General features: G+C 65.3%; 14 protein-coding genes and 1 pseudogene. 10 read left to right on the top strand and 5 right to left on the bottom strand.

Translation table 11 applies throughout. The features are described 5' to 3' along the window. Positions 1–34: 34 nt before the first annotated feature. Together SHTP_RS17920 and SHTP_RS17925 are read right to left on the bottom strand one after the other, a co-directional pair. On the bottom strand, positions 35–4,573 hold the full coding sequence (locus SHTP_RS17920) for a non-ribosomal peptide synthetase (protein WP_096371325.1): 4,539 nt from the start codon (positions 4,571–4,573) through the stop codon (positions 35–37). Continuing rightward, the gene (locus SHTP_RS17925) at positions 4,570–9,582 is read right to left on the bottom strand and encodes a non-ribosomal peptide synthetase (protein WP_096371326.1); all 5,013 of its coding nucleotides are present in this window, start codon (positions 9,580–9,582) and stop codon (positions 4,570–4,572) included. Before SHTP_RS17925 ends, SHTP_RS17920 begins: the two co-directional genes overlap by 4 nt. Positions 9,583–9,895: 313 nt before the next feature. Here SHTP_RS17925 and SHTP_RS17930 point away from each other — a divergent pair, with 313 nt between their 5' ends. The 4 genes from SHTP_RS17930 (at position 9,896) to nbtC (ending at position 15,717) form a co-directional block, all read left to right on the top strand. Continuing rightward, complete coding sequence (locus tag SHTP_RS17930) at positions 9,896–10,462, top strand: GNAT family N-acetyltransferase (protein ID WP_020725936.1); 567 nt, start codon at positions 9,896–9,898, stop codon at positions 10,460–10,462. Between the two features lie 109 nt (positions 10,463–10,571). Further along, the gene (locus SHTP_RS17935) at positions 10,572–11,330 is read left to right on the top strand and encodes a thioesterase II family protein (RefSeq protein WP_012395308.1); all 759 of its coding nucleotides are present in this window, start codon (positions 10,572–10,574) and stop codon (positions 11,328–11,330) included. Further along, positions 11,327–12,646, top strand: coding sequence for a beta-ketoacyl [acyl carrier protein] synthase domain-containing protein (locus tag SHTP_RS17940; protein ID WP_096371327.1), 1,320 nt, complete (start codon positions 11,327–11,329; stop codon positions 12,644–12,646). Before SHTP_RS17935 ends, SHTP_RS17940 begins: the two co-directional genes overlap by 4 nt. Next, positions 12,643–15,717: a nocobactin polyketide synthase NbtC gene (gene nbtC, locus SHTP_RS17945; protein WP_096371328.1), complete on the top strand. Its 3,075-nt coding sequence runs from the start codon at positions 12,643–12,645 to the stop codon at positions 15,715–15,717. Before SHTP_RS17940 ends, nbtC begins: the two co-directional genes overlap by 4 nt. Before the next feature lie 4 nt (positions 15,718–15,721). Here the strand turns inward: nbtC and SHTP_RS17950 are convergent, their stop codons facing one another. Both SHTP_RS17950 and mbtG read right to left on the bottom strand, forming a co-directional pair. Next, a complete protein-coding gene (locus SHTP_RS17950; RefSeq protein WP_011741377.1) occupies positions 15,722–15,937 on the bottom strand; it encodes an MbtH family protein in 216 nt (71 codons plus the stop codon). Next, positions 15,918–17,222, bottom strand: a complete 1,305-nt coding sequence (mbtG, locus tag SHTP_RS17955) for an NADPH-dependent L-lysine N(6)-monooxygenase MbtG (RefSeq protein ID WP_096371329.1) — start codon at positions 17,220–17,222, stop codon at positions 15,918–15,920. Before mbtG ends, SHTP_RS17950 begins: the two co-directional genes overlap by 20 nt. Positions 17,223–17,457: 235 nt before the next feature. Here mbtG and SHTP_RS17960 point away from each other — a divergent pair, with 235 nt between their 5' ends. After that, positions 17,458–19,071: a (2,3-dihydroxybenzoyl)adenylate synthase gene (locus SHTP_RS17960; RefSeq protein WP_231991497.1), complete on the top strand. Its 1,614-nt coding sequence runs from the start codon at positions 17,458–17,460 to the stop codon at positions 19,069–19,071. Between the two features lie 9 nt (positions 19,072–19,080). Here the strand turns inward: SHTP_RS17960 and SHTP_RS29180 are convergent, their stop codons facing one another. Further along, positions 19,081–19,317, bottom strand: coding sequence for a hypothetical protein (locus tag SHTP_RS29180; RefSeq protein WP_231991817.1), 237 nt, complete (start codon positions 19,315–19,317; stop codon positions 19,081–19,083). Between SHTP_RS29180 and SHTP_RS17965 the strand changes: the two genes are divergently transcribed. From SHTP_RS17965 to SHTP_RS17985, 5 genes and pseudogenes are all read left to right on the top strand, one after another. Further along, positions 19,247–20,176 (top strand): alpha/beta hydrolase, encoded by a 930-nt coding sequence (locus tag SHTP_RS17965; RefSeq protein WP_231991799.1) that lies wholly within the window; start codon positions 19,247–19,249, stop codon positions 20,174–20,176. The genes SHTP_RS29180 and SHTP_RS17965 overlap by 71 nt on opposite strands. Position 20,177: 1 nt before the next feature. Next, the gene (locus SHTP_RS17970; protein ID WP_011741381.1) at positions 20,178–21,038 is read left to right on the top strand and encodes an SDR family NAD(P)-dependent oxidoreductase; all 861 of its coding nucleotides are present in this window, start codon (positions 20,178–20,180) and stop codon (positions 21,036–21,038) included. A gap of 31 nt (positions 21,039–21,069) precedes the next feature. Further along, positions 21,070–21,989, top strand: a pseudogene (locus tag SHTP_RS17975) (ferritin-like domain-containing protein). After that, positions 21,986–23,497, top strand: a complete 1,512-nt coding sequence (locus SHTP_RS17980; RefSeq protein WP_096371332.1) for a flavin-containing monooxygenase — start codon at positions 21,986–21,988, stop codon at positions 23,495–23,497. Before SHTP_RS17975 ends, SHTP_RS17980 begins: the two are co-directional and overlap by 4 nt. Continuing rightward, positions 23,494–24,456, top strand: a complete 963-nt coding sequence (locus SHTP_RS17985) for a MerR family transcriptional regulator (protein WP_096371333.1) — start codon at positions 23,494–23,496, stop codon at positions 24,454–24,456. Before SHTP_RS17980 ends, SHTP_RS17985 begins: the two co-directional genes overlap by 4 nt. Positions 24,457–24,459: the final 3 nt, after the last annotated feature.

Raw genomic sequence — 24,459 nt, forward strand, 5'->3', positions numbered from 1 at the left:
CCAGTCCTTTCCGACCAGTCTATTGACTCGGCGCCTAGTCCAACCCGGCCGCGAGCGCGGCAATGCCGCGCTGCCACAGGCCGGTCAGGTGGTCGATGTCGGAGCGTTCGAACACCGCGTCACTCCAGCGCCAGTTGCCGATCAGTTGGGTGCCCTCGGCTGTCACGCCGACAAACACACTGAGGTTCAACGCAAAACGCAGGGGCAGATCCGGCTCCGGATCAATCGGAAGCGCGTCGAGGTAGGGCCCGGTCAGCAGCGACCACGGTTGATCGGCGACGCCGCCGAGGTCCAGGCGCCCCAGATAGCTGAACTGGATCTGCGGATCGACCGCGTCCACCAGTTCGGCAACGCCGTCCACGTACCGAAGCAAGCCGTAGTCCAAACCGTCGTTCGGGATCGCTTCGAGGTGGCTGACGACGGAATGGACCAGGTCCTGGGCGGCCACCGGATCCCGCTCGGCCTGCTCGATATCCACCGCCGCCGCGCCCGCGCCGAGGCGCACCGGGAATGCGTTGGTGAACCAGCCGACGGTGTTGGTGGTGTCGGTATCGAGTACGGCATCAGCGCGCCCGTGGCCCTCCAACGCGACCAGGACCCCCGCCGCCGGATCCTGAGCACGGACCCGACGCCAGCTTGCCACCGCCATCGCTGTTGCGGCCAGCAATAGTTCGCGCACGCCTTGGTCGCGTCTGACCGCGCCCAGCACCCTCTCCGTGACATCGACCGGAATGGCTGCCCGCGTGAGTTGCAGCGTGGACCAGGTATCGCGAGTCGGGTCCGGGTAGCGCAGGCCCAACGCCGGATCGGGTTCGCGCACCAGGGCCGCCCAGTAGTCGCGCTGGTCCTGTACTTGCGGCGCCGAAGCCCGGTGCCACATCAGCTCGCACCACCGGCGGTAGGAGGTGAACTCCGGCAATATCTTCGGTGGCGTGCCCGCCTGCAGCGAGCGCCACGCCGCGGCGAGGTCGGCCAGCATGATGTGCCAGGACACCACATCCACGGCCAGGTGATGAGCGGTGAGCAGCAACATATTCGCCGGGTCAGCCCGATGTTCGGTGCCGCGGAACCAGATGGCGCGCACCATCGCACCGGCGGATGGGTCGATCTGGTCGGTCACGACCCGCGCGGCGTGCGCGACGGTCGAGGCCAGTTCGTCATCGGAGCCTTCGGGCAACCTGATACGGGTCAGCACGTCTTCGGCACGCACCGCCGCGGGCGAGCGAGTGACCAGCCGCGGCCCCTCTGGGGTTTCGGTCAAAATTGACCGCAAGGTGTCGTGTCCATCGAGCAGCAGCTGCAGCATCAGTTCGATGGACGAGCGGTCGATGCCCGAGGGTAGCCGCAGCAACACGGTGTGGGTGAATCGGCGGTAGTTGCCGTATTCGTAGAGCCAGGACACCATCGGCAGCGGCAGCACCGCACCGTAGTCGGCGTCGGCCGGGGCGTCCTGCGAGTCCACCGCGGCATCGATTGCGGCACCGAGTTGGCGAATCGTCGTAGCGGTCAACACCATCCGCGGGTCCACTCGAAGTCCCTGCCGTCTCGCCTTGTGGACCAACGAGATTGCCACGATGCTGTCCATACCGAACAGGAACAGATCATCATCGATGTGCGGAACAGCGTTGAGCTGCTCTTCGAACAGTTCGCACAACACGCGTTCGGTGTCAGTCGACGCCGATACCGCTGTGCCCCCGGAGACACTCGTCAATGCGTCTTCGGCCAGCCGATCCAATGCGTGACCATCCAGCTTGCCGTTGGCATTCACCGGCAGCCGCGGAAGCGTCACGATACGCGCTGGAACCATGTAGGACGGCAGGCGCTCGGTGAGACCGGCGCGCAGCTTGATCAGGTCCTCGTGCATATTGTCCTGCCACACAACGAAACCGACCAGGCTGGTGCGGTCCTGCTGACGCAGGACCGAAACCGCCGCGTCATGCACGCCGGGCTGGCCGCGCAGTGCCGCCTCGATCTCGCCGACCTCGACGCGATAGCCGCGGATCTTGACCTGGGTGTCGGCGCGGCCCACGTAGGCGTAGCCACCATGGGACAACCGGCGCACCAAGTCCCCGGTCCGATACATGCGCTGACCCGGACGCAGCGGGTCGGCCACGAAGCGAGCAGCCGTCATCCCAGGTCTGCCAACATAGCCCCGGGCCAGCTGCGCCCCCGACAGGTAGAGCTCCCCCACCACGCCGTCGGGCACCATCCGCAGCGCCGAATCGAAGACGTAACCGAAAGTCCCCGCGTTGGCAGTACCGATCGTCGGTTTCCGATAGTCCTTGACCGCGGCGACCACCGCCTCAACCGTCATCTCGGTCGGCCCGTAGCAGTTGTAGACCGCCATCTGCGATAGCCCACGAAGCTGATCCCACAGCCCGGTGTTGATCGCCTCGCCACCCAGGGCAAGAACCGAGAGGTTGTGATCCAACAACCCGGCGGCACTTAGCTGGACGAACATTGACGGGGTGGTGTCGATCATGTCGATCTGACCGATCGCGATGCCTTCCACCAGGCGATCCGCGTCGCGCATCTCATCGGCGTCGAACAGATGGATCTCATGCCCGTCGAGCAGGCCGACCATGGGCTGCCACGAGGCGTCAAAACTCAGCGACCAGGCGTGAGCGATGCGCAACGGCCGGCTTAGGCGGGCGCGGGCTGCCCGGTATACGCGCTCGGCGTGGTCAGCGAAATAGCTCAACACCGCGGCGTTGGTACCGACGACACCCTTGGGTTCACCGGTTGATCCGGAGGTGAAGATGACATAGGCGGACTGTTCCGGTCGACGGTCGACGGTGGGCGCGGCAGCGCTGCGCCGCGAAATACTGTCCACCGCGGCGGGATCATCGAGCGCCAAGGTCGGCACGGCGGTGCCGACCAGCTGCGAATAGTCGGCTTCGGTGATGGCTAACGCTGGGCTAGCCTGACGCACAATAGATTCGACGCGCGCACTGGGAAGGGTGACGTCTACGGGTAGATAGGCCCCACCGGCGGCCAGCACCCCCAGAATCGCGACGATGGATCGCTCCGAGCGCGGCAACACCAGCGCCACAACCGTTTCCGGGCCGACTCCGTGCTCGGCTAGCTCCCCCGCCAGCCGGCAGGCCCGCGCGTGCAGTTCGGCATAGGTATGGCGCACACCACCCGCGGCAGTCAGGGCGACGGCATCCGGTGTGGTTTGCACCTGACGCTCGAACATTTCCCACACCGTCGTATCGAAGGTGGGCGCCGACCTCGCGGCAAGGAGGCCATGTGCCTTCAGCTCGGCCGCGGTCCGAATGTCCAGGTCGTCGGGAGTGCCGTCGCCGATATCGGGAAGTTGACGCAGCACGGTCAGCATTCGCTCGCCAATTTCGGCGGCCGGAAGATACGGCAGCGCCTCGGCTATGGCCTCGATCAGCACCAGCAACTCGTCCTCGCGCAGGTGCGAGACCACGGTCAGCGGGTAGTGCGTCAGGCTTTCCATCTCCACGGGAAGGAACTGGGCGCCGTCGGGTGTGGTGGCCGGGCGGATGGCGTCGTCGATCGGCGCATTCTCGAACACGAACAGGGAGTCGAAGAGGGGGCCGCGGCCATGTTCGCGTTGGATTTCCGACAAGCTCAGGTAACTGACGTCGCGCATCGCCGATGACTGGCGCTGCACCTGAGTGCATTGCGCCACCACAGCTTCCGTACCACTCACGTAGTGGACGACCGGTACGGCGTTGATGAACAGCCCGACCATGGTCTCCACCCCGGGCAGCTGGTCAGGACGGCCGGAGACAACGGTGCCGAACACGACATCACGACGGTCCGTCAGCCTGCTCAGCACGACTGCCCAGGCGAAAAGCACCGCGGTGTTCAGCGTGAGGCCATGGCGCCCCGCCCACTGTCGCAGGCGCGCAGTGTCGGCCGCCGGCAACAACAGTTCCGTTTTCCCCGGCTTGCTCTGCCCCGCCGTGGCCTCATAAGCCACCATGAGCGGTTCGGACACCCCGCGCAGATAGTCCATCCAGCCGGCGAGCGCGGCCGACCTGTCCTGTTTGGCGAGCCAGACGATGTAGTCGCGGTAGGGGCGCGCGGCCGGAAGCGCGTCGGCCGCTCCCCCCGCTCGGTACACCGCGAGCAGTTCGGTGAAGAACACCGCAAGTGACCAACCGTCCACCAGGATGTGGTGAGCGGTGAAGATCATCCGGCGCTTGGTCTCGCCAGGAACGCTGAGCACCACCACCCGCAGTGCCGGTCCACGGCTGAGATCAAACGGACGGCGTCGCTCCGAGCGTGCGATGGAGTCAAATTCCGCCGGTGTCGCCACCCGCTCGGACCACGGCAGCGCGGCATGGACGGGCACAATCTGCACCGGCTTGGGCACATCACGATCCCAGAAGGCGGCGCGCAGATTGGGATGGCGGTCCAGCATGGCTTGCGCGCTGCGACGGAGCAATTCGAGGTCAACCGGTCCGTCGATATCGACCACGAACTGCATGCTGTAGAGGTCGACGCCGTCCTCGGCCAGCTGGTGTAACGCGAACAGCCCCTCCTGCAGCGGGCTGAGGGCAAGGACGTCCTCGATCTGTGGGGCAGCCGCGGTCACGATGCGCTTCCCTGCTGCAGCCAGGATGCGCTCAGCTTGGCCAATGCATCGGGAGCCAAGCCGGATGCGCTCATCGGCGTATATTCCTGCGCCGGTGGCGGATCCGCCTCGACCACGGGCTCGCCGTTGGCCGCGTCGACGGCGGCGGCCAGCTCAGCGATGGTCATGTGCTCAAACACCATGGCCGGGGGAAACGGCAGCCCCAGCGCACCGGCTTGAGCCGACCATTTGATGGCGATGATGCTGTCGCCGCCCAACGCGAAGTAGTTCTCGTCGCGATCGATGCCGGTGATCTCGAGCAACTCCTCCAGCATGGCGGTCAGCCGCCGCTCGGTTTCCGCGGATCCAGCGGCGACCGGCTGCGACGCCGCGGGACCGGCCGGCAGCGGTGGGGCCAGCAGCTTTGCCAAGTCAGCGCTGGGCAGCAGCTGCACCGCCGACAGTGGGAGGTCCGGTGTTGTCGCGAACGCAGCGAGTGCGGCGTCCAATGCATCGGCGATCAGCGCAACCGTCGCGGGTTCGTAGAGGTCGGCGTTGGCGATGACCTGCACGTCGAGTTCTCCACTCGGTGTCACGCTCATCCCAATGGCCAGAAAGAGCAGGGCGACTTCGAAGTTCACCGGAAGTGGCACAACCGTGGTTTCGCCCCTTCCGGTGAGATCGCGCGGGACCAGCGCCCAGTCCTCGCCCCGGAAGTTGAGCATGTTCTGGAACAACGGATTGCGCGACAGCGCGCGTGGTGGGTTGAGAGCCTCCACCAACCGCTCAATGGGAAGCTCCTGGTGTGCCAACGCATCGAGCACCGTGTCGCGACTGCCGACGAGTATGGAGCGCAGCGTCGGATCACCGGATAGGTCGGTGCGCAGCACCACGACGTTGGCGAACAGACCGACCAGCTGCGCGGTGGCCGGTTCCACCCGGGCGGCCACCGGGCTGCCCAGCGCGATGTCGGTGCCGCCGCCGAGCTTGTGCAGGACGACGGCCAGAGCGGCCTGATAGAGCATGAACTCGGTCGCGCCGTTGCGCTCGGCGAGTTGGGTAAGTGCAGAACGACGGGCCGCCGGGACACTGAACTGCACTACCTCGCCGCGCTTGCCGAGCACACGTGGACGCGCGCGGTCAGTTGCCACCGAAATCTCGTCCGGCAGTCCGGCCAACGCATCGCGCCAGTAGTCGAGTTCGGTCTGTCCCCAGTTGGACTCGAACGTGTTTCGTTGCCACACCGCGTAGTCCGCAAACTGGATGGGCAGGATGTCCCACTGCGGCGCGTTGTGTTGCAGTCGGGCCCGGTAGGCAACGATCAGGTCGTCGAAAACAATCTCGAGCGACGCGTGGTCGCTGACGATGTGGTGCACGATCAACAACAGCACGTGCGTATCCGGCCCCAGCACCAACAGGTTGGCTTGCAGCAACGGCCCGGACTCCGGGGTGAACACATGCCGGCGTAGCTGAGTCGATACGTCGTCGAACTCGTCCTGGTCGATCGCACGGACCGCTAGCTGCACCGTCCGGCTCGGGTGCACGATCTGATACGGAACGCCTTCGTGCTCATCGAAGTTGGTGCGCAACGCCTCATGGCGGGCCACCACATCGTTGAGTGCCGCGGCGAGTGCGACCGAGTCCAGTGGACCTTCGAAGCGAAGCGCGAGAGGCATGTTGAACTCTTCGCGGGCGCCCTCGATCCGGTACTGAAACCAGGCGGCGAGCTGGGAGTGGGACAGTGGAAGCCACTGTGGCCTGGCCGATTTGACGAATCCGGGGCGGGCCCGTTTCGGATCCAACGGCATGTCGTCGGCGGCCAAGTTATCAAGGTCGAGTTCGAAATCGTTGCGGAACCGTTCCACCAGGCGGGCCGCCAGCCCGGCCGGAGTCGGAGCGTCGAAGATGGTGCGCACAGTCAGGTCCACACCGAACTCGGCCCGAATCTGGGCAACGAGTCGAGCCGCCAGCAGCGAATGGCCGCCCAGCCCGAAGAAGGAGTCTTCGGCGCCGACCCGCTGCCGGCCGAACAGCTGGGCGAAGATCGAGCATATCCACCGCTCGGTGGCCGTCTCTGGCTCGCGGTAGCGTCGGGTCGCGATCGGAGTTGGCGCGGGCAATGCCCGCCTGTCGAGTTTGCCGCTCACCGTCATCGGGATCTCTGGGATCACCGCGAACGCGCCGGGCACCATGTACTCGGGCACTGCCGCTGCGGTGTGCGCCCGGATCTCCTCGAGGTCGACCTGGGCCGCCGCCGGCACCAGGTACGCGGCAAGCATGGGTCCGGCCTCGGTTTCTTCCGCGACGACGAGGCAGTGCCGTACCGCTGGATGCGTGGTGATCACGGATTCGACCTCGCCAAGTTCGATGCGGAAGCCGCGGATCTTGACTTGCTCGTCGGCGCGGCCGACGAATTCCAGCTCACCGCAATGGTTGCGGCGAACCAGATCGCCCGTTCGGTACAGCCGCATGCCGGGATTGAACGGGTCGGCGATGAAGCGTTGCGCGGTCAGAGTTGGCCGTCCCAGATATCCACGCGCCAACTGACTGCCGCCCAGATACAGCTCACCGATCACCTGGTCCGGTACCGGATGGAGTTGCTCGTCAAGCACGTATGCGTAGACGTTGCGGTTTGGCACACCAATCGGCACCACTCGGGCACCATGCGAGCCCGTGACCACCATGTGTGTGGAACAGACCACCGCCTCGGTCGGCCCGTAGTGATTGCGCAACTCCGCGTCGAAGTAGCCGGCGAATCTGTCCGCCACCTCACCGGGAAGCGCTTCTCCGCCGACCGGAACGTGGCGCAACTGCCGCCACTGCTGGACCTGGGGCAGCAGTAGCAGGGTGCTCAGCATGGAAGGCACCAGGTGTAACACCGTGACGCCGCGGCGGCTGATCAGATCCGCGACATAGCTGATGTCGCCGAAGGCATCCGGCTTGGGCACGATCAGCTGTGCCCCAAGGAATAATGTGACGAAGATATCCGCCAGCGAAGCATCGAAGCTGACCGACGAGAACTGCAGCCACCGGTCTTCGGCCGTCATGGTCCACTCGGCGACGAAACCCTGCACATGTTCGGCGATCGCGTGATGCGACACCGCCACCCCTTTGGGCCGGCCGGTGGAGCCGGATGTGTAGATCACATAGGCCAAATGCCCAGGGCGCAAGGGACTTAGCCGGTCGCCATCAGAGAGTGGCAGATCCGAGTTATCGGCCGCGGCCCGCTCGGCAACGTCGAGTTCGGGCCGCCCGATGACCGTCTGCGGACGAGCGTCGGTGATGAGGTAGTCGATGCGCTCGTCGGGGTAGGCAGGATCGATCGGCAAGTAGGCCGCACCGGCCTTGAGCACCGCCAGCATTGCAACGATGAACTCGATCGAGTTGGCCATCCGCAGCCCGATGATGTCCTCAGGCCCGAAGCCTTGGCCGATAAACCAGCGCGCCAAACGATTCGCGCGCCGGTGTAGTTCGCTGTAGGTCAGTTCGGCCTCGTCCGAAACCAATGCCAGCGCTGTGGCCGTCCCGGCTGCCGACGCGGTCGCTTCCAGCAGCTTGACCATCGTGGTGGCAGGCATTTCAACAAGCTCGCCATGCGACTGGGCCAGCACGCTATCGCGTTCGCCAGCGCCGAGGATGTCCAGGCTGGACAGCGGCCGCTCGGGCTCAGCCAGCGCTTTGTCCACCAGCTGTAGGTAATGGGCCAGCATCTGGTCGACCAGCACAGAGCTCAGCTGTTGCTGATACTCGAATTCGACCGAGACATCATCGGGGTCGAGCGCGATCGTCAACGAGAGCGGAAGATGCGCGGCTACCGCACCGAGGCCGAGTTGGCGCACCACGACGCCGTCCAACGCAAGGCCACCGGCGCTCTTGCGCATGTTGAAACCGAGTCGGACCAGCAGGTCCATCCCGTCGCGTCCCATTCGCTCCGGGTTTGCTTCGCGTACCACCCGGTCGATGCCCACCGATTGGTGGGCGAAGCCGGCCAGACAGGTTTCCCGTACCTCGTTGACGAATGAGGTGAAGGTGTCCTGCGACCGTGTCGTGATCCGCAGCAGCAACGTGTTGCCGAAGTATCCGAGGGCACCCGCGGCGGCACCACTGCGTTCGGTGACCGGGACCGAGACCAGAAAATCCGATGCTCCGGTGTAGCGGCGCACCAGCACGCCGTATGCCGCGAGCAACACCATGAACGGTGACGCGGAGCACTTCCTGGCGAATTCCTCGACCCTGCTGAACAGGCCGGCGGGCAGCGGCCGAACTCGACGCTGCGCCCGCCTGCAGGGATTCGCACCGGACACACCGGGAAGCTCCGGCGGTTCCGGCAGCGGACGCAATGTCTCCGCCCAGTAGCCGACGTCGGCCACGCTAGGAGCCGCAGAGTTTTGCAGCACCTCAACGCTGAGGAACTGTGCTGCCGGGTCGTTGATCGGCAGATCGTTGTAGGCGGCGCTGAGCTCGCCGAAGAAGACCTCCCAGGAATCGTCGTCCCAACAGATGTGATGCACGACCAGAAGCAACACCAATTCGTCCGCGCGGGTACGTATCACGGTGATCCGCAGCGGCAACTCGTTGGTCAAGTCGAAGGGACGGCCGAACTCGTCGGCCGCCAGACTCTCGATCTGCTGCTCATGTCCGGCCTCGGGCAGCCGGGTCAGATCCTCACGTCGCCACCCGACCTCAACGTCGTCGGAAAATACCTGGTATGGCTCCCCTTCGGTGTCCACCCCGTAGGTGGTGCGCAAAATGGCATGGCGCGCAACCACATCGTTGACGGCGGTATGCAAGCGGTCCTCGTCCACCAGGCCAGTCAGCCGGTACGCGACGCAGATGTTCAACGTGACGTCATCGGGGTCCATCGTCTGCAGGAACCACATGCGGCGCTGGCCGTCCGACAGACGATAACGTTCTCCCGGGCAGATACGTGGCTGGTCGCTCGACTGCTCCGCCGCCAATCCGCTCTCGGCGATCCGCCGGCGCAACAGTTCCCGGCGGCGATCCTGCAAAGTCCTGACATCACCTGCCATGGTTAGCCTCACTCCTCACCGTCGCTGCGCCGGACCAATCAGAACCTGCGGGCCCCGGCTTCCCAGGTCTGAAATCAAGCGACACGACGCGCATCAAACCAACCCCTCCAACTCGTCAACGCCCGCGCGCTGTCCGGGGGCAAGCCCCTGCATGCCGAACAGCCTTCGCCAAACCAGGCTTATGCTAGCCTTCGCTAAGTTGAATGGCTGTTGCGGCCCGTCGCGGCTATCACGGCAAGACAGAGACCGGATCGATCCTGCGCCCCAGGCGCTGATGGCGGGCCATCCGGGCCAGATGGTCGGGAGGTACCTAGTGAACGCGCTTGACCTGCAACAATGTCGCGCCGCGCTGGATCATGAGGCCTTCTCGGGCGAGTTCTCGCTGCGGCGGCTGGACCCCGAGGGCGACCTCGATTTGATGCATTCCTGGATGAACGATCCCGAAGTGGCGCGCTTCTGGCGCAAGCCGTGGCCACGGCCCCAGATCGCCTCGTATCTGTTCGACCAACACTGCAGCGCGCATTCCGTCCCTTATCTCGGCCTGCTAGACGGCGCCCCGATCAGCTATTGGGAGCTCTACCGTGCCGATCTGGATCCGCTCGCCCGCCACTACGCCGCGCGCGAGCACGATGCCGGCCTGCACAGTTTGCTAGGTCCCGCCGAATGCCGGGGACGGCGCCTCGCCGCGGATCTGCTGCGCATCGTCTCGACGTGGCAGCTGGATGCGGATCCGAGCGCAGACCGTGTCATCGCCGAGCCCGACGTCAACAACACCCGAATGATCCGGGCGCTCGAACGTGCCGGGTTCGAGCGCACCGCCGACCTTGATCTACCGGACAAGCGGGCCGCGCTGATGATCCGTGACCGGCAACGCCGATGAGCCCAACCGCGGCGGCACCGAAACCGGCGGTCGGCGAGCTGGAACCGGTGCGCACAACAACGAGAACTTGTCGCAACGAGCGAAGTGGTCGAGTGAGAGGTAGTGCTGCATGGCGCGCAAACTAGGGTGGGTCAGGCAATTCCACGAACCGGATGCCCCCGAAAGCCTTCCGCTGCTCGTCTTTCCGCATGCCGGGGCGGGCGCGTCGGCATATCGCGAGTTCTCGAAGGTCCTCAGCGAGACGTTCAACGTCATTGTCTTTCAGTACCCGGGGCGACAAGATCGGGCCGCTGAACCCTCGTGCGCCGCCATTTCCGAGATTGCTGCCGGCGCGTTCAGCGAGTTCGCGGCATCGGAGCACAATCGCGGACTCCCGATCATCACATTCGGCCACAGCATGGGGGCGCTGGTCGCGTTCGAGTTCGTCCGCCTGGCCGAAGCCAACGGTATCGATGTGCGGCACCTCAACGTCTCCGCCGCGGTGGCCCCCTGCAACGCGGCGGCCAAGCCGGCACATCCCAGCGACGACGAAGAAATCCTCAACCATCTGGGCGCGCTCGAGGGCACCGATACGGACGTGTTCAGCAACCGCGAACTCATGAGGCTGGCACTTCCCGTGATCAAGGCCGACTACCACGCTTTTGACACATACTCGTGCGCCGAGGACATCAAGGTGGCGACGCCGATTCACGCCATGGGCGGCGACCAGGACCCTTACATCACACTGGGCGATCTCTACGGGTGGGGCAAGCACACCGATACCGCCAAGGTCACCATGTTCGACGGGGGACACTTCTACTTGCGGTCACACATCGACGCCGTCGCGGCGTTGCTGGCCTCGAGCGCACAGTGCGGGCAGCAAGCATGAGCACCAACGGATCCGCCGGAGCAGCCGACCCGATCGTCATCTCCGGAATGGCCGTCGAGGCACCCGGCGGAATCGACAGCCCGGCTTCTTTGTGGGCAGCGCTTGCCGAATCCAGGGAACTACTGAGTCCCTTTCCCCGCGACCGCGGCTGGCCCGTCGATGATCTGTTGTCGGTATCCGACCTGGAAGGTTGGGGGCAGGTTTGCGATTCCGGCGGATTCCTGGATGGAGCAACCATATTCGACCCTGGCTTCTTCGGTATCAGCGCCCGCGAGGCCATCGTGTTGCATCCCCAGCAACGGGTTGCGATGCGAGTCGCGTGGAAGGCACTGGAGAATTCCGGAATCAACCCCGGCTCGACTGCCGGGGCAGAGGGCGGCTGTTTCGTCGGCATGTCGCCAATGGAGTACGGACCACGGGCATCGGTAGCCGATGCCTACAGCGGTCATCGGATCGCCTCGCTGGGCCAACTGGGGGGCGCCGCCCGAATTTCGCACAGTCTTGGCCTGATCGGTCCTTCGATCAGTGTCGACACGGCGTGCGCCTCGTCATTGTCCGCACTGCACCTGGCCGCCACGGCGGTGCGGGAGGACGAGTGCGAATGGGCGCTTGCCGGCGCCGTGTGCGTGATGGGTTCGCCCGGAGCGTTTTACGAGTTCGCGAGACTCAATGCCCTTTCCGAGGACGGGCATTGCAGCGCCTATTCCGATAACGCCACCGGCACCGTGTGGGGGGAAGGCGCGGGAATGGTTCTCGTCGAGCGGGAATCACGAGCACGGCGAGAGGGCCGGCGAATCTACGGACGTATCGCGGCCATCCGCACCAACCACAACGGTAAAGGCAAGCCAATCTTGGTTCCCCGGGTACGAGCGCAAGAGCAGGTTATTCGCAAGACGCTGGAGGTGGCGGGAATTGATCCGGTCGAGGTCGGAATGATCGAAGGACACGGCACTGCAACGCCTGCCGGCGACCCAGTCGAATTGATCGCGCTGTTCAAGACCTACGGCGCTGCGGGGTCGGAAGCCCTGCTCGGGTCGATCAAGTCCAATGCCGGACACTCGCAGGCGGCATCCGGAATCCTGGCGTTGATCAAGCTGCTGCTGTCCGGCCAACACGGTCAGATTCCGCCAACACTTTTCGCGGACAACCCAACCAAAACGGTGGACTGGGATCTGACCGGCCTGCGGCTGGCGACGAAACTACATGAGTGGGAGCCCAAACACGGTGTTCGCTACGGTGCCGTGTCTTCGTTCGGTGCGGGCGGCGCCAATGCCCATGCCATCATTTCGATGCCGGCTACCGGAGTCGGACAGTGAGCGCGGCCGCCTACCGCCTGCCGGACGGCACCATTCCCGTCCTGCTCTCGGCGGACACGCCCGAGCTACTGGACAGCGAGGCCACAGCGCTGCGTGACCATGTCGCAGCTCATCCCGACCTCACCCCCGGCCCGATCTCCGCCATGCTGTTTCGGACGCGGGCCGCTCGCCGGCACCGGGCCCTGGCCATGGTCAGGACGCGTGCGGAGTTGATCGACGCCCTGCAGGCGATGATCGACCGATACGAGCATCCCGCCCTGATTCGTACCGACCCGGCGGCCATCCGCCGTCGCATCGGCTATGTCTTTCCCGGGCAGGGAGGCCAGCGCCCCGGTATGGGACAGCTCTTTTACGAATCGGTGCCCGCGTTTCGCGCCGAGGTAGATCGCTGCGCCCAGGCGTTCGAAGCACAATCCTGCGGGTCACCGCGAAACTATCTGCTCGACAAGAATTTTCAGGATGATGGCAGCGCCGGCATCGTCCAGCCGGCGCTGTTCACCCAGATGGCCGCACTGGCGGCGATGTGGCGATCATTCGGCATTCCGCCCAACGTCACCATCGGGCACAGCCAAGGGGAAGTCGCCGCGGCTTACGTTTCCGGCACGATTACCCTCGAGGACGCCGTGCGCGTCATCGGTATCCGCGCCCACGCCGCCGACGAGTTCGCTGCTGCTGACTACGCCATGGCCATCGTCGCCGCCGACCGGGAAACGTGCGAGGACCTACTCGCCCGATGCTCCGGCTGGGCGCAGCTCTCCGTGGTCAATTCCCCACGCATGGTAGGTATTTCGGGTGAACGGGAAACGGTTCAGGGCATCGTGGACACCTTGACCGAGGGCGGCACCTTCGCCCGGGTTATCCGGGTCCGCTATCCCGCACACACCAGCTTGATCCACGACGGTGCCGACAAACTTCGTGCAGCCATCCAAGACCAACTGCAGCACCCAAGTTTTGTCGACACCGACATCGACTGCCTCGGGGCCACTCTCGGCGCGCCCATCACGTCGGAGCTCCCTGTCGGTGACTATTGGTTTTGGAACCTGCGCAACATCGTTCGGTTCGACAAGGCAATCGCCGCCGCCGTGCAACGTGACGTCGAAACGTTCGTCGAACTGGCCGAGCATCCGACGCTGCAGTTGGCGATTCACGAGAATCTGGCCGCCCTGCGCGACGAAGCCTATGACCGCCCCGCCATGGTGGTAGGAACCTCCGAACGCACCGCCACCGATCTGGGCGAATTCACCCGCAATCTGGCCCAGCTGGCCGTGCATGACCTGAACTACCCATGGGAGTGTCTGCGCGCCGAGCCGGACGGCGCCCAGGCCTTACCGTTGCTCGACTTTCCCAACACCCGGATGAACGAGATCCGGTTGTGGCTGCCCTATGGCGAGGTGCTGCCCCGTCGTCAGCCGCCGTCGGTATCAGTTGCTCCCGCAGCACCGTCGGTCCCCGACGCGACCGCGGACACCACACCGGCGCGTCTGCTGGTCGAAGAATGGGTGCGGCTCTCGCAGCGCTCGCTTACGCCGCCACGGGTCGTCGGGATTGTTGACCCCACCGGAGCCTGCGCCCAGCTCGCCACCGCGATGACTGCCGCGGCCCACCAGGCCGGGGCCACGGCTCGGGTGGTCAATGGCGAAAATGACGGCACCGGAGCGGATGTCAACACACTGGTCATTCTGCTTCCGGAAACACCGAAACTGGATGGCCGCACCGCCGCCGCCGAGGTCGGAGGATTCTTTTCGAACCGGGCGTGGTGGCCCGGAGTCGACACCGGGGTCACCGACTGCTGGCTGGTGACGGTGGGCGGTGAGGCGGCGACCGCCGCGGATGGGCCACCAGATCCGGTGCACGCGGCGGCAAGCGCGGGCTTTCGCAGCATCGGCGCCGAACACCCGGACGTGGGATTCCGCCACCTGGATCTGCCGGCCGGAGCGACGGCCCAGGACTGGGCGCATCCCATTGTGGCGGCGCTGCACACAGCCAACGAACCGGAGCTGGCATATCGCGACGGCGCTTTCTATGCCAAACGGATCGTGGCGGGCGAGGGCGCGGTGGTGCACGGTGCGGGCGCGTGTCCAGAACACGTGCTCATCATCGGCGGGACCGGCAACCTCGGGCTCGAATTCTGCGACCACTTCGCCCACCGCGGCGCACGGAGAATCACTCTGGTGAGCAGATCAGGCGAGTCTGCTGCGGTGGCGGAGCGCCTGGCGCAGCTCCGCTCGGCGACAGCCGCCCAGATCGCTGTCACCCGATGCGACGTGGGTGACCCCGCTGCGGTATCGCGGTTGGCAGCGCAGCACCGGTCCACACCGGCGGATCTGATCATCCATGCCGCCGTGGCTTATGCGTCGGTGGAGTTCTCCGACATCACCACCGATGACGCCGACAATGCGCTCTACGCCAAGGTTGTCGGCATTGGGCAGGTCCTGGACGCTTTCCCCAGGACTGATGGCTGTCGCATCGTTTTGTGCTCTTCGGCACGGGCCACCATCGGTGGTCGCGGACAGGTCATGTACGCCGCGGCCAACCGAATGCTGGACGCGATGGCCCACCGGCTGCGGGCCGAGGGGCTGGACTGCGTCTCCGTGCAGTGGGGCCAGTGGACCGTGCATTTCGATCTCGATGCCTCGAGCATGGCGCAGTTGGCCGCCATCGGTGTGATCCCGATGCCGCCCGCCGAGGCGATCGCGTTGGGAATGCAGCGGCTCGGCCGCAATGCCATCGTCGCGGCATTCAACTTCGATCGCGCCCGCCCGGTACTGGAAACCTTTGGCTACGGCCCGCTGGTATCAGAGCTGCTCTCGCCCGTCAGCGAGACCGCTGCGCCGGCCGAGCCGGCGGACCTACCGGGACGACTCAGCAGCCTGCTGGCCGCAGCGATTGGCGCGGAGCGCGCCGAGCCGATCGACACGTCGGTGCCCATGGTCGCGCTCGGACTGGATTCGTTGCAGGCGCTGGAGCTACGCCGGCGCGTCAAGGCCGAGTTTGATCACGAGCTAGAGGTCTCGGATCTGCTCGGCGGGGCGTCGATCGCCGACGTGCTTGCCCAGCTCGGTTCGCGGTGAACGGTTAGTTGCCGGCCATCGCGTCGCGCAGGCTCTTGGGCCGGATGTCGGCCCAGTGCTGCTCGACGTAGGACAAGCAATCGGCGCGCGTGTCCGCGCCGAACGCTACCCGCCAGCCGGCGGGCACATCGGCGAATGTCGGCCACAGGCTGTGCTGTTCCTCGTCATTGATCAGCACATAAAACATGGCGTCTTCGTCATCAAACGGATTGGTACTCATCGCTTCTCCCCTTTGACCGATTGGTCCCAACCGGTGCGGGCGCTAGGCCGAGTTCGGCACTGAGGATGCGGTCGGACAGCAGACCCAGACAACTCAGATTCGGAAATCCCGGACCTTCGTTGAGGCCGGCCAGATTCGGCAGGAACATTTTCGGGGCAACGCCGGACACAGCCAGATCGGCACCGATGGATTCCTCGAGCCGCTGACAGGTCAGCGGCGCCTGCAGCCCCAGCTCCAGCAAGTCCACCGCATCCTGACTCAGCAACGATAGAAACCACAACGAGTCGGCGCCGGAACCGTCGATGACGAGGTCGAAGTCATGCAAGGTCTCGCGGGGTTCACCGCAGCAGTCGGTGGACAGCGTGAGCCAGATTCGGTTGTCGCGGTTGACCGCACGAGCAACCCGCCCGCGCATATGCCGGATTCGCTCGTCGGTGAGCAGGGATTCCTGTACGCGCGCCGAGAACACCCCACGGTCGGTGCGAGCGATGCAGTCGCGCCGTTCCGACAGGGCCAGATTGCGCCACCCGGCGGGATCGGAGAACAGAGAGTTTTCGAAGAAGCCCTCACCGCGGGTGAACAGGGTCGCCTGCGGCGAGAAGGCCGTGATCGCCGAAACCCGATGATGAAACAGCTCATTGAGGATTGATGCGGCGGTCTCGCCACCGCCGATGACCGCGACGCGTTCGGCAACAATCCGTTCATGTTGTGCCGCGCGGTGCCAGAACTGGGCAATCGACAGCACCCGCGGATCGTGGGCAAGGATCGATCTTTCCGGCTGGCCAGGCCCGGTGAACATCACCATGTCTGCGGTCAGACTCGAGTCGGCCGTATGCACCACCCAGCGAGATTCGTCGACCGACAGCTGAACTACCTCGCCACCAACGACTTCCAGACCAGCCCGGTCGGCAACCCAGCGCAAGTACTGCGCCCACGTGTCGTGGGCCGGCGACGGCCTGCCCCGGTCCACCCAGCCGACAAATTGGTCGGTGTCGACCAGAAAAGACTGCCAGCTAAACCGAATCATCCGCTCGTCGATTTCGGCGTTGCGGCCCGGCCACAGCGCCGACCGATAGGGGAAACCGACGTCCTTTTCGGGGCTGGTACCCAGCCGCTGCCGGCCGTCGGTCCAGCCGCCGCCGGCTCGCCAGTTCGCGGCCACCCCGGTTGACTCGATGGCAACCAGCTCAGGAACCTCGACGCCCATCTCGCGTAGCACCGCCGCCTTCGCGGCCACCGCCGCCGCCTTCGCGCCGGCCCCGACAATCGCGAGCGTGGCGCTCATGCGGCGCCCAGCAATCGCACATGGCCGCGGGAGCACGTTGGGTAATAGCGCTGCCATTTCCAGTTCGCCAGCATCCCGGCGAGGGTGGCGCCGCCCACCAGCCACCTCCCATCCTTAGCCCAGGCTGTCCTAACTTCGAGTACGCTACCCTATGGTCCGAGGGGTGGGAAACGCACGCCCCAAGGGGAGTCGCCGAGTGCCTGTTACATCCGCCCAGCCGCCTCGACCGGGGCCGGTGGCCGGGTTCATTCCGTACCCACCCGAACGAGTGGCCAGCTACCGCGCCGCCGGTTATTGGACCGGCCGCAGCATCGGCTCGCTGTTGCGGCAAGCGGCCACACGCTGGCCTGACCGAGTGGGTGTGGTCGACGCCGGCGCCAGCCATACGTTCTGCGAACTGGACAAACTGGCCGATCGAGCCGCCGCGGGCTTCGTTTCGCTGGGCATCGCACCGGGCGACCGGGTGCTGCTGCAGTTACCCAATTCGTGCCGGTTCGCGGTCGCCTTGTTCGGCCTGTTGCGCGCCGGAGCCATCCCGGTGATGTGCCTGCCCGGACACCGGCTGGCAGAACTGCACCACTTCGCCGAGGTCAGCGGTGCGGTGGGTTTGATCGTCGCGCAGCACGCCGGCGGCTTCGACTACCGGTCGATGGCCGAGCGGTTGGTCGCCGCTCACCCCCATTTGCGCCACGTCATCATCGACGGCGAGTCCGGGCCCTTTCTGCCGTGGTCGTCGCTGTCCGAAGGCGCCACACCCGACATCGATGTCGACACCACATCGCCCGCCTTGTTACTCGTCTCAGGTGGCACCACCGGCACTCCGAAACTGATCCCCCGAACACACGACGACTACGTCTACAACGCCACCGCGAGTGCGCAGTTGTGCCGGCTGACCGCTGACGACGTGTACCTCGTGTCGCTGCCGGCGGCGCACAACTTCCCGTTGGCATGTCCGGGCATACTCGGCTCGATGGCCGTCGGCGCCACCATCGTTTTCAGCACCGACCCCAGCCCGGAGGCCGCCTTCACCTTGATCGAGCGCCACGGCGTCACCGTCACGGCGCTGGTACCCACGCTGGCCAAACTGTGGACCCAGGCCTGTGATTGGGAGCCGGTAACCCCGAAGTCTTTGCGGCTATTGCAAGTTGGTGGCTCCAGATTGGAGCCCGAGGATGCTCGCCAGGCACGAGAGGCATTGACCCCGGGGCTGCAACAGGTCTTCGGGATGGCCGAAGGACTGCTGAACTTCACCCGCCTCGAAGATCCGCCGGACCTCCTCGAGCACACCCAGGGCCGGCCCCTGTGCTCCGCTGACGAATTGCGCATTGTCGACGGCGCGGGCGCGCCGGTGGCTCCCGGCGCAGAGGGCGAGCTACTGGTGCGCGGTCCCTACACCATCAACGGCTACTTCTGCGCCGACCGAGACAACGAGCGCTGCTTCGATCCAGCCGGCTTCTATCGCAGCGGCGACTTGGTCCGACTCCGCGACGACGGCTACCTGCAGGTCACCGGGCGCGTCAAAGACGTCATCTGCCGCTGCGGTGAGACCATCTCGGCCCAGGACCTCGAAGAACAGTTGCTCAGCCACCCGGCGATCCGCTCGGCCGCGGCGGTGCCACTGCCGGACCCGGATATGGGCGAGCTGATCTGCGCTGCAATTGTTTTCGCGGGGCCACCGCAGACGCCGCAGACCTTGTCGGGACTCAATGACTATCTCGAGCAGCGTGGCGTGGCCGCACATATCCGCATCGATCGGCTGGTCGCGATGCCGTCGCTGCCGACCACACCGGTGGGAAAGATCGACAAGAAGGCGATCGCGAGCCAGATCCTGACAACCACGGCGACCTGAGCAGGGCAATCACGTCCGCCACGCCGCCATGCGGGTCCGCCGAGCCGACATAGCCGACCGACAAAAAGTGGCATTGACTAATGTCACCATTTGGTATTGACTGCATTTTATGATGAACGTCGTTCCGGTCCGCGGGTCATTGCGGTCCCGCACCGCGGTAGCGGTGAGCTCGATAATGATGCCGCCCATCACCGCGGCAATACCGCCGGAGCGCGCCTGGGGAATCTGGATGACGCGCCAGGTCATCGCGCGGCTGATGGGCACGCTCGGCCCATCATTGTCGGGCACCCACGTGAAACCGGTGAACTCTGTTCTGCCAGACGGGCGCCGGGTCGTCGGCGAATGGGTCCACGGGCCGCACCTGCCGACCGGGCCCGCACCGAATCGCAGCGGCGCAATCTATTTCGTGCACGGCAGCGGCTACACCATGTGTTCACCCCGGACGCACCGGCGCCTGACGGCTTGGCTGTCCTCACTCACCGGGCTGCCGGTGTTCAGCGTCGACTACCGATTGGCGCCACGACACCGCTTCCCCACCGCCGCCGACGACGTGCGGGCCGGGTGGGACTGGCTGCCGGGCGCATGCGGCTTGTCGCCGGAACGCATGGTCGTGGTGGCCGATTCGGCGGGCGGTCACCTATCGGTTGATTTGCTCTTGCAGCCCGACGTCGCCGCCCGGCCGCCGGCCTCACTGGTGCTGTTCTCACCGCTGATCGACCTGACCTTCGGGCTCTCGGCCGCATGCGAACGGACGAAGCCCGATCCCGCCGTCCGCGCGGCCACCGAGGCGCGCGTGGTCGGCCTCTACCACGCCGGGATCGATCCCACCCATCACCGCCTCAGCCTCGACGTCGCGGGCGGATCGCCACTTCCCAGCACGCTGATCCAGGCCGGCGCGGCCGAGATGCTGGAGGCGGATGCGCGTCAGCTGGCCGCCGACATTCGCACTGCCGGTGGCCGCTGCGAACTGCAGGTCTGGCCCGATCAGATGCACGTATTCCAGGCACTGCCGCGGATGACTCCGGAGGCCGCCAACGCCATGGCCTACGCCTCCGCGTTCATCGCAGGCTCATTGCAGGACAACGCTACTGCCGAGGCGGTCTGACATGTTGGGTCCCTTGGACAAGCTGCTGGGCAAGTCCCGAAAGACCAGCCACGATGCCCTGGCGGTGGTCACCGGAGCGGGCAGCGGAATCGGCGCCGCATTCGCGCTCGAACTCGGTCGCCGCGGTAGCGCGGTAGTTTGCAGCGACATCGACGAAGTGGCCGCCCAGAACACGGTCGCAGCGCTGACCGAGGCGGGCGCCAGAGCCATCTCGATCGGCTGCGACGTCTCACGCATCGAAGACGTGACGGCGCTGGCCGAACGCTCACAAGCCTGGTTCGATGGACCGCCGACATTGGTGATCAACAACGCCGGCGTCGGTGCTGGCGGCGCGGGTATCGGCGAAATCCCCCTTGATGATTGGTTATGGACCCTGGGCATCAATCTCTGGGGCCCGATCCATGGCTGCCATGTTTTCACCCCCATCCTGCGGGAGGCCGGACGGGCGGTCGGCCCGCGGGGCATCATCAACGTCGCCTCGGCCGCCGCATTCGGCGCGGCTCCGGGCATGGCCGCCTATAACGTCAGCAAGGCTGGGGTGCTCTCACTATCGGAAACCCTGGCCGCCGAGCTATCCGGCACCGGCATCAATGTCACCGTGCTGTGCCCGACCTTCGTCAAGACCAACATCGTCGAGTCCGGTCGGATCAGCGAGCAGTCCAGCGAGGTCGTCACCAAACTCATTCGCTGGACCGGATTTTCGCCCGACAAGGTGGCACGCATCTGTCTGGACGCCAACGACCGCGGCGATCTGTACTGCATGCCCCAGCTGGACGCCAAGATCGGGTGGAACATCAAGCGGATGGCGCCCGGCACATACACCAGGGCGGCCGGTCTGATTTTGCGGGCGACGATGCGCTAAGAGCCCGTTTCACCAGCGGAAGGAGCTTCTGGTGACGATCGACATGGAAGCTATGCTCGCCAAGATCAAGGATCGTCAGTGGGCGCTCGCCGACATCGACTGGGAAGCACCGGGCGCCGATACCATTCGGCCCGAATTCCGGCCCAAGCTCAAGGCATTCATGGCAGACCTGTGCTGGATCGAGAACATCGGGGCGCGCGGCTTCGCCGCGCTGGCCAAGAAAGCCCCCAACCCGACAATCGCGGAAATCTACCGGTATTTTCACGCCGAAGAACAGCGCCACGCCAACGCCGAGCTAGCCCTGATGAAGCGCTGGGGCATGCTCGACGAGGGCGAACTTCCCAAACCCAACGTCAACATCCGGTTGGCTATCGAATGGCTGGACACCTACTCGGATGGCATGCCGCTGTCCGTGCTGGGCGCCGTGATTCCGATGCTCGAAGTGGCGCTCGACGGGGCGCTGTTGAAGTTCCTCCTCGATAGCGTCGAAGATCCGGTGTGCCACCAGGTGTTCGAGAAGATCAACAACGACGAATCCCGGCACATCGCCGTGGATTTCGAGGTGCTCGACATGATCGGGCACGCCACGGCGCGCCGGCTGGCGATCGAGTTCGTCGGCAATATCGCCTCGCCGGGACTGATCATCGGCGCACTCATGTACATACCGCTGCTCAACCGGGTGCGCAATGAGATGGCCGGCATGGGCATGGAACCGGAGCGGTTGTACAACGCGGTCAAGCGCTTCAGGCAACTCGGCGAGCGCAGCGCGAAAACACCACGGGTTCCGGCGTACCGCGTCCTCAAGCGCATGCCGCCATGGTGGTCAACCCGAGCCACCCCTATCACCTACTGGCCAACTCCATGGTGTGGCTGTCGGACTACTACCCCAAGCCCTTGTTGAAGCCGATACCCAGCTGGTTCAAAGAACTCACCTATCGGCCAGCGGCGTGACCATGGCGCCCGATCACGCCTACGCGACGCTGATTGTGGGAGCGGGCCTCACCGCACTGGGTGCGGCAATCCGACTCGCCGAGGCCGGTTTGAGCAACCCCGATGAGGTGGTGATTCTGGAGCGCGGCGACCGGGTCGGCGGAACCTGGCGCGACACCACCTATCCGGGCGCCAGCTGCGACATACCCTCACTGCTGTACTCGTTCTCGTTCGTCCGCAACCCCAAGTGGTCACGCACCTACTCCCCCGCCGCGGAGATCTACCGGCACATCGAGGCCATGGTGAACCGGTTCGGTATCGGTGATCGCATCCGGTTCGGCCAACGAGTCACTGACCTCACATTCAACCAAGACACCGGCATCTGGACCGCGACAACGCAGGCGGGCGAAAGGTTTCGGGCCCGGACCGTCATCCTGGCTTCCGGTCCGCTCTCCGATGTCAGCTTCCCCGACATCCGGGGCCTGGATCGCTATGAAGGTCACAAGATCCACAGCGCGCGCTGGGACCACGACTACGACTTCAGCGGCAAGCGAGTCGCCGTTGTCGGCACCGGAGCCAGCGCCGTGCAAATCGTCCCGGAACTGGTGAATCAGGCCGGCTTCGTCAAGGTCTTCCAGCGCACCCCCTGTTGGGTCTTGCCACGGCTCGACGTCGCCACGCCACCCGCCGTGCAGGCCTTGTTCACCAAAGTCCCCGCTGCTCAACAACTCGCGCGGCAAGCCCTGTTCTGGGGCCACGAGGCCACCGCGGGCGCGTTGGTGTGGAACACTCCGCTGACGTCGCTGGTGGCGTTACTGGGCCAGGCCCATCTTCGCGGTCAGGTCAAAGACCGGTGGTTACGCCGCCAACTGACGCCGGACTTCCGCCCGGGCTGCAAGCGCATGCTGGTTTCCAGCGACTACTATCCCGCGCTGCAACGCCCGAACTGCAAACTCATCGACTGGCCGATCGCGACGCTGAGCCCGGTTGGCATCCGGACCAGCGATGGTCTAGAGCATCACCTGGACTGCATCGTGTTCGCGACCGGCTACGACGTCCATCTGACGGGACCTCCCTTCCCGGTCACCGGCATCGGCGGCCGGTCGCTGGCCGATGAATGGGCCCACGGCGCACAGGCTTACAAGAGCATCAACGCACACGGATATCCCAATCTGTTCTTCATGACCGGACCGAACTCCGGGCCCGGGCACAATTCGTTGCTGGTGTACATCGAAGGCCAACTCGACTACGCGGTGCGCGCCATCACCACGATCCTCGACGAACGCCTGCGCTATCTCGATGTGCGTGCAGACGTCCAGCGCCGCTACAACGAGCGAATCCAGCGTCGGCTTGCCAAGACGACGTGGATGTCGGGTTGCCGCAGTTGGTATCTCACCAAAGAGGGGTTCAACGGGTCGATGTTTCCCGGGTTTGCCACCGAGTACCTTTGCCAAATGCGGGATTTCCGCTACGGCCACTACCATGCGGTCGCCCAAGACGCCGGCAGCCTGGTGACCTCGACGGCATGATCCCCAACGATGACATGACCAACGACCGATCGGCGCGACCCGACCCCGGCACCATAGCCAGCGTGCTTCACAACGTGCGGCGCGCGCCGAAACGTGTCCGGCGCCAATCGCGGGAGCTTGGCGAGTTCATCGAAGCCGCTGTGACACAACTTTTCGATGCGGCCGTCCGGCACCCCAATGGTGGCGCGGCCTCAGGTGAATACCGGATCGACGAACTGGCCAGACTGGCCGGCACCACCACCCGCAACATCCGGGTGTACCGAGACCGCGGCCTGCTGCCCCCGCCGCTGCGGGTCGGCCGAATCGCGTTGTTCAACGACACCCATCTGACCCGGCTTCGGCTCATCACGTCCATGCTCGACCGGGGGTACAACATCGCACATGTTCGAGAGATGCTTAGCGCCTGGGAGGAAGGCAGAAACCTCGGCGACGTCCTGGGCTTGGAGGCGGCCATCGTCGGCAGCTGGACCACCGAGAAACCGCAAGCCATGCCACTTGCCCAGACTCAGCGGCGCGTCGACGATCCACTGGCATTCGAACGGCTGGTGGCGCTGCGACTGATCCGCATCGACGGCACCCAGGCGATCATTGCCCGCCCCAAACTCATTGACGCATTCAACGAGGTACGGGGCTATGGCATCAGCATGGACAAACTCATCGACCTGCACGAGCAGATCCTTCCCAAGGTCGACGAGATCAGCGACCTGCTGGTGCGAGCCGGCGCCGAGCATGTTGTGGATCGGATCAAGCCGGGCGAGCCGCTGCCCGGTGACGCCGAGATCGCCGAGCTGATCACCATGCTGATCCGGTTCCGGACCCAAGCCGTCGCATCGATCACCGCGGCGCTGGCGTCCTCGATCGAATCAACCATCGAGTCACTGGTCAGCCCCCTACTCTCGGACTACATCGAGCAATCCTCGGAGGCCCAACCCGCCCTGCGGCGCCAGCAGGCACCGTGAGCC

This window comes from Mycobacterium ulcerans subsp. shinshuense (genome assembly GCF_002355775.1).
GTDB classification, from domain to species: Bacteria; Actinomycetota; Actinomycetes; order Mycobacteriales; family Mycobacteriaceae; genus Mycobacterium; species Mycobacterium marinum.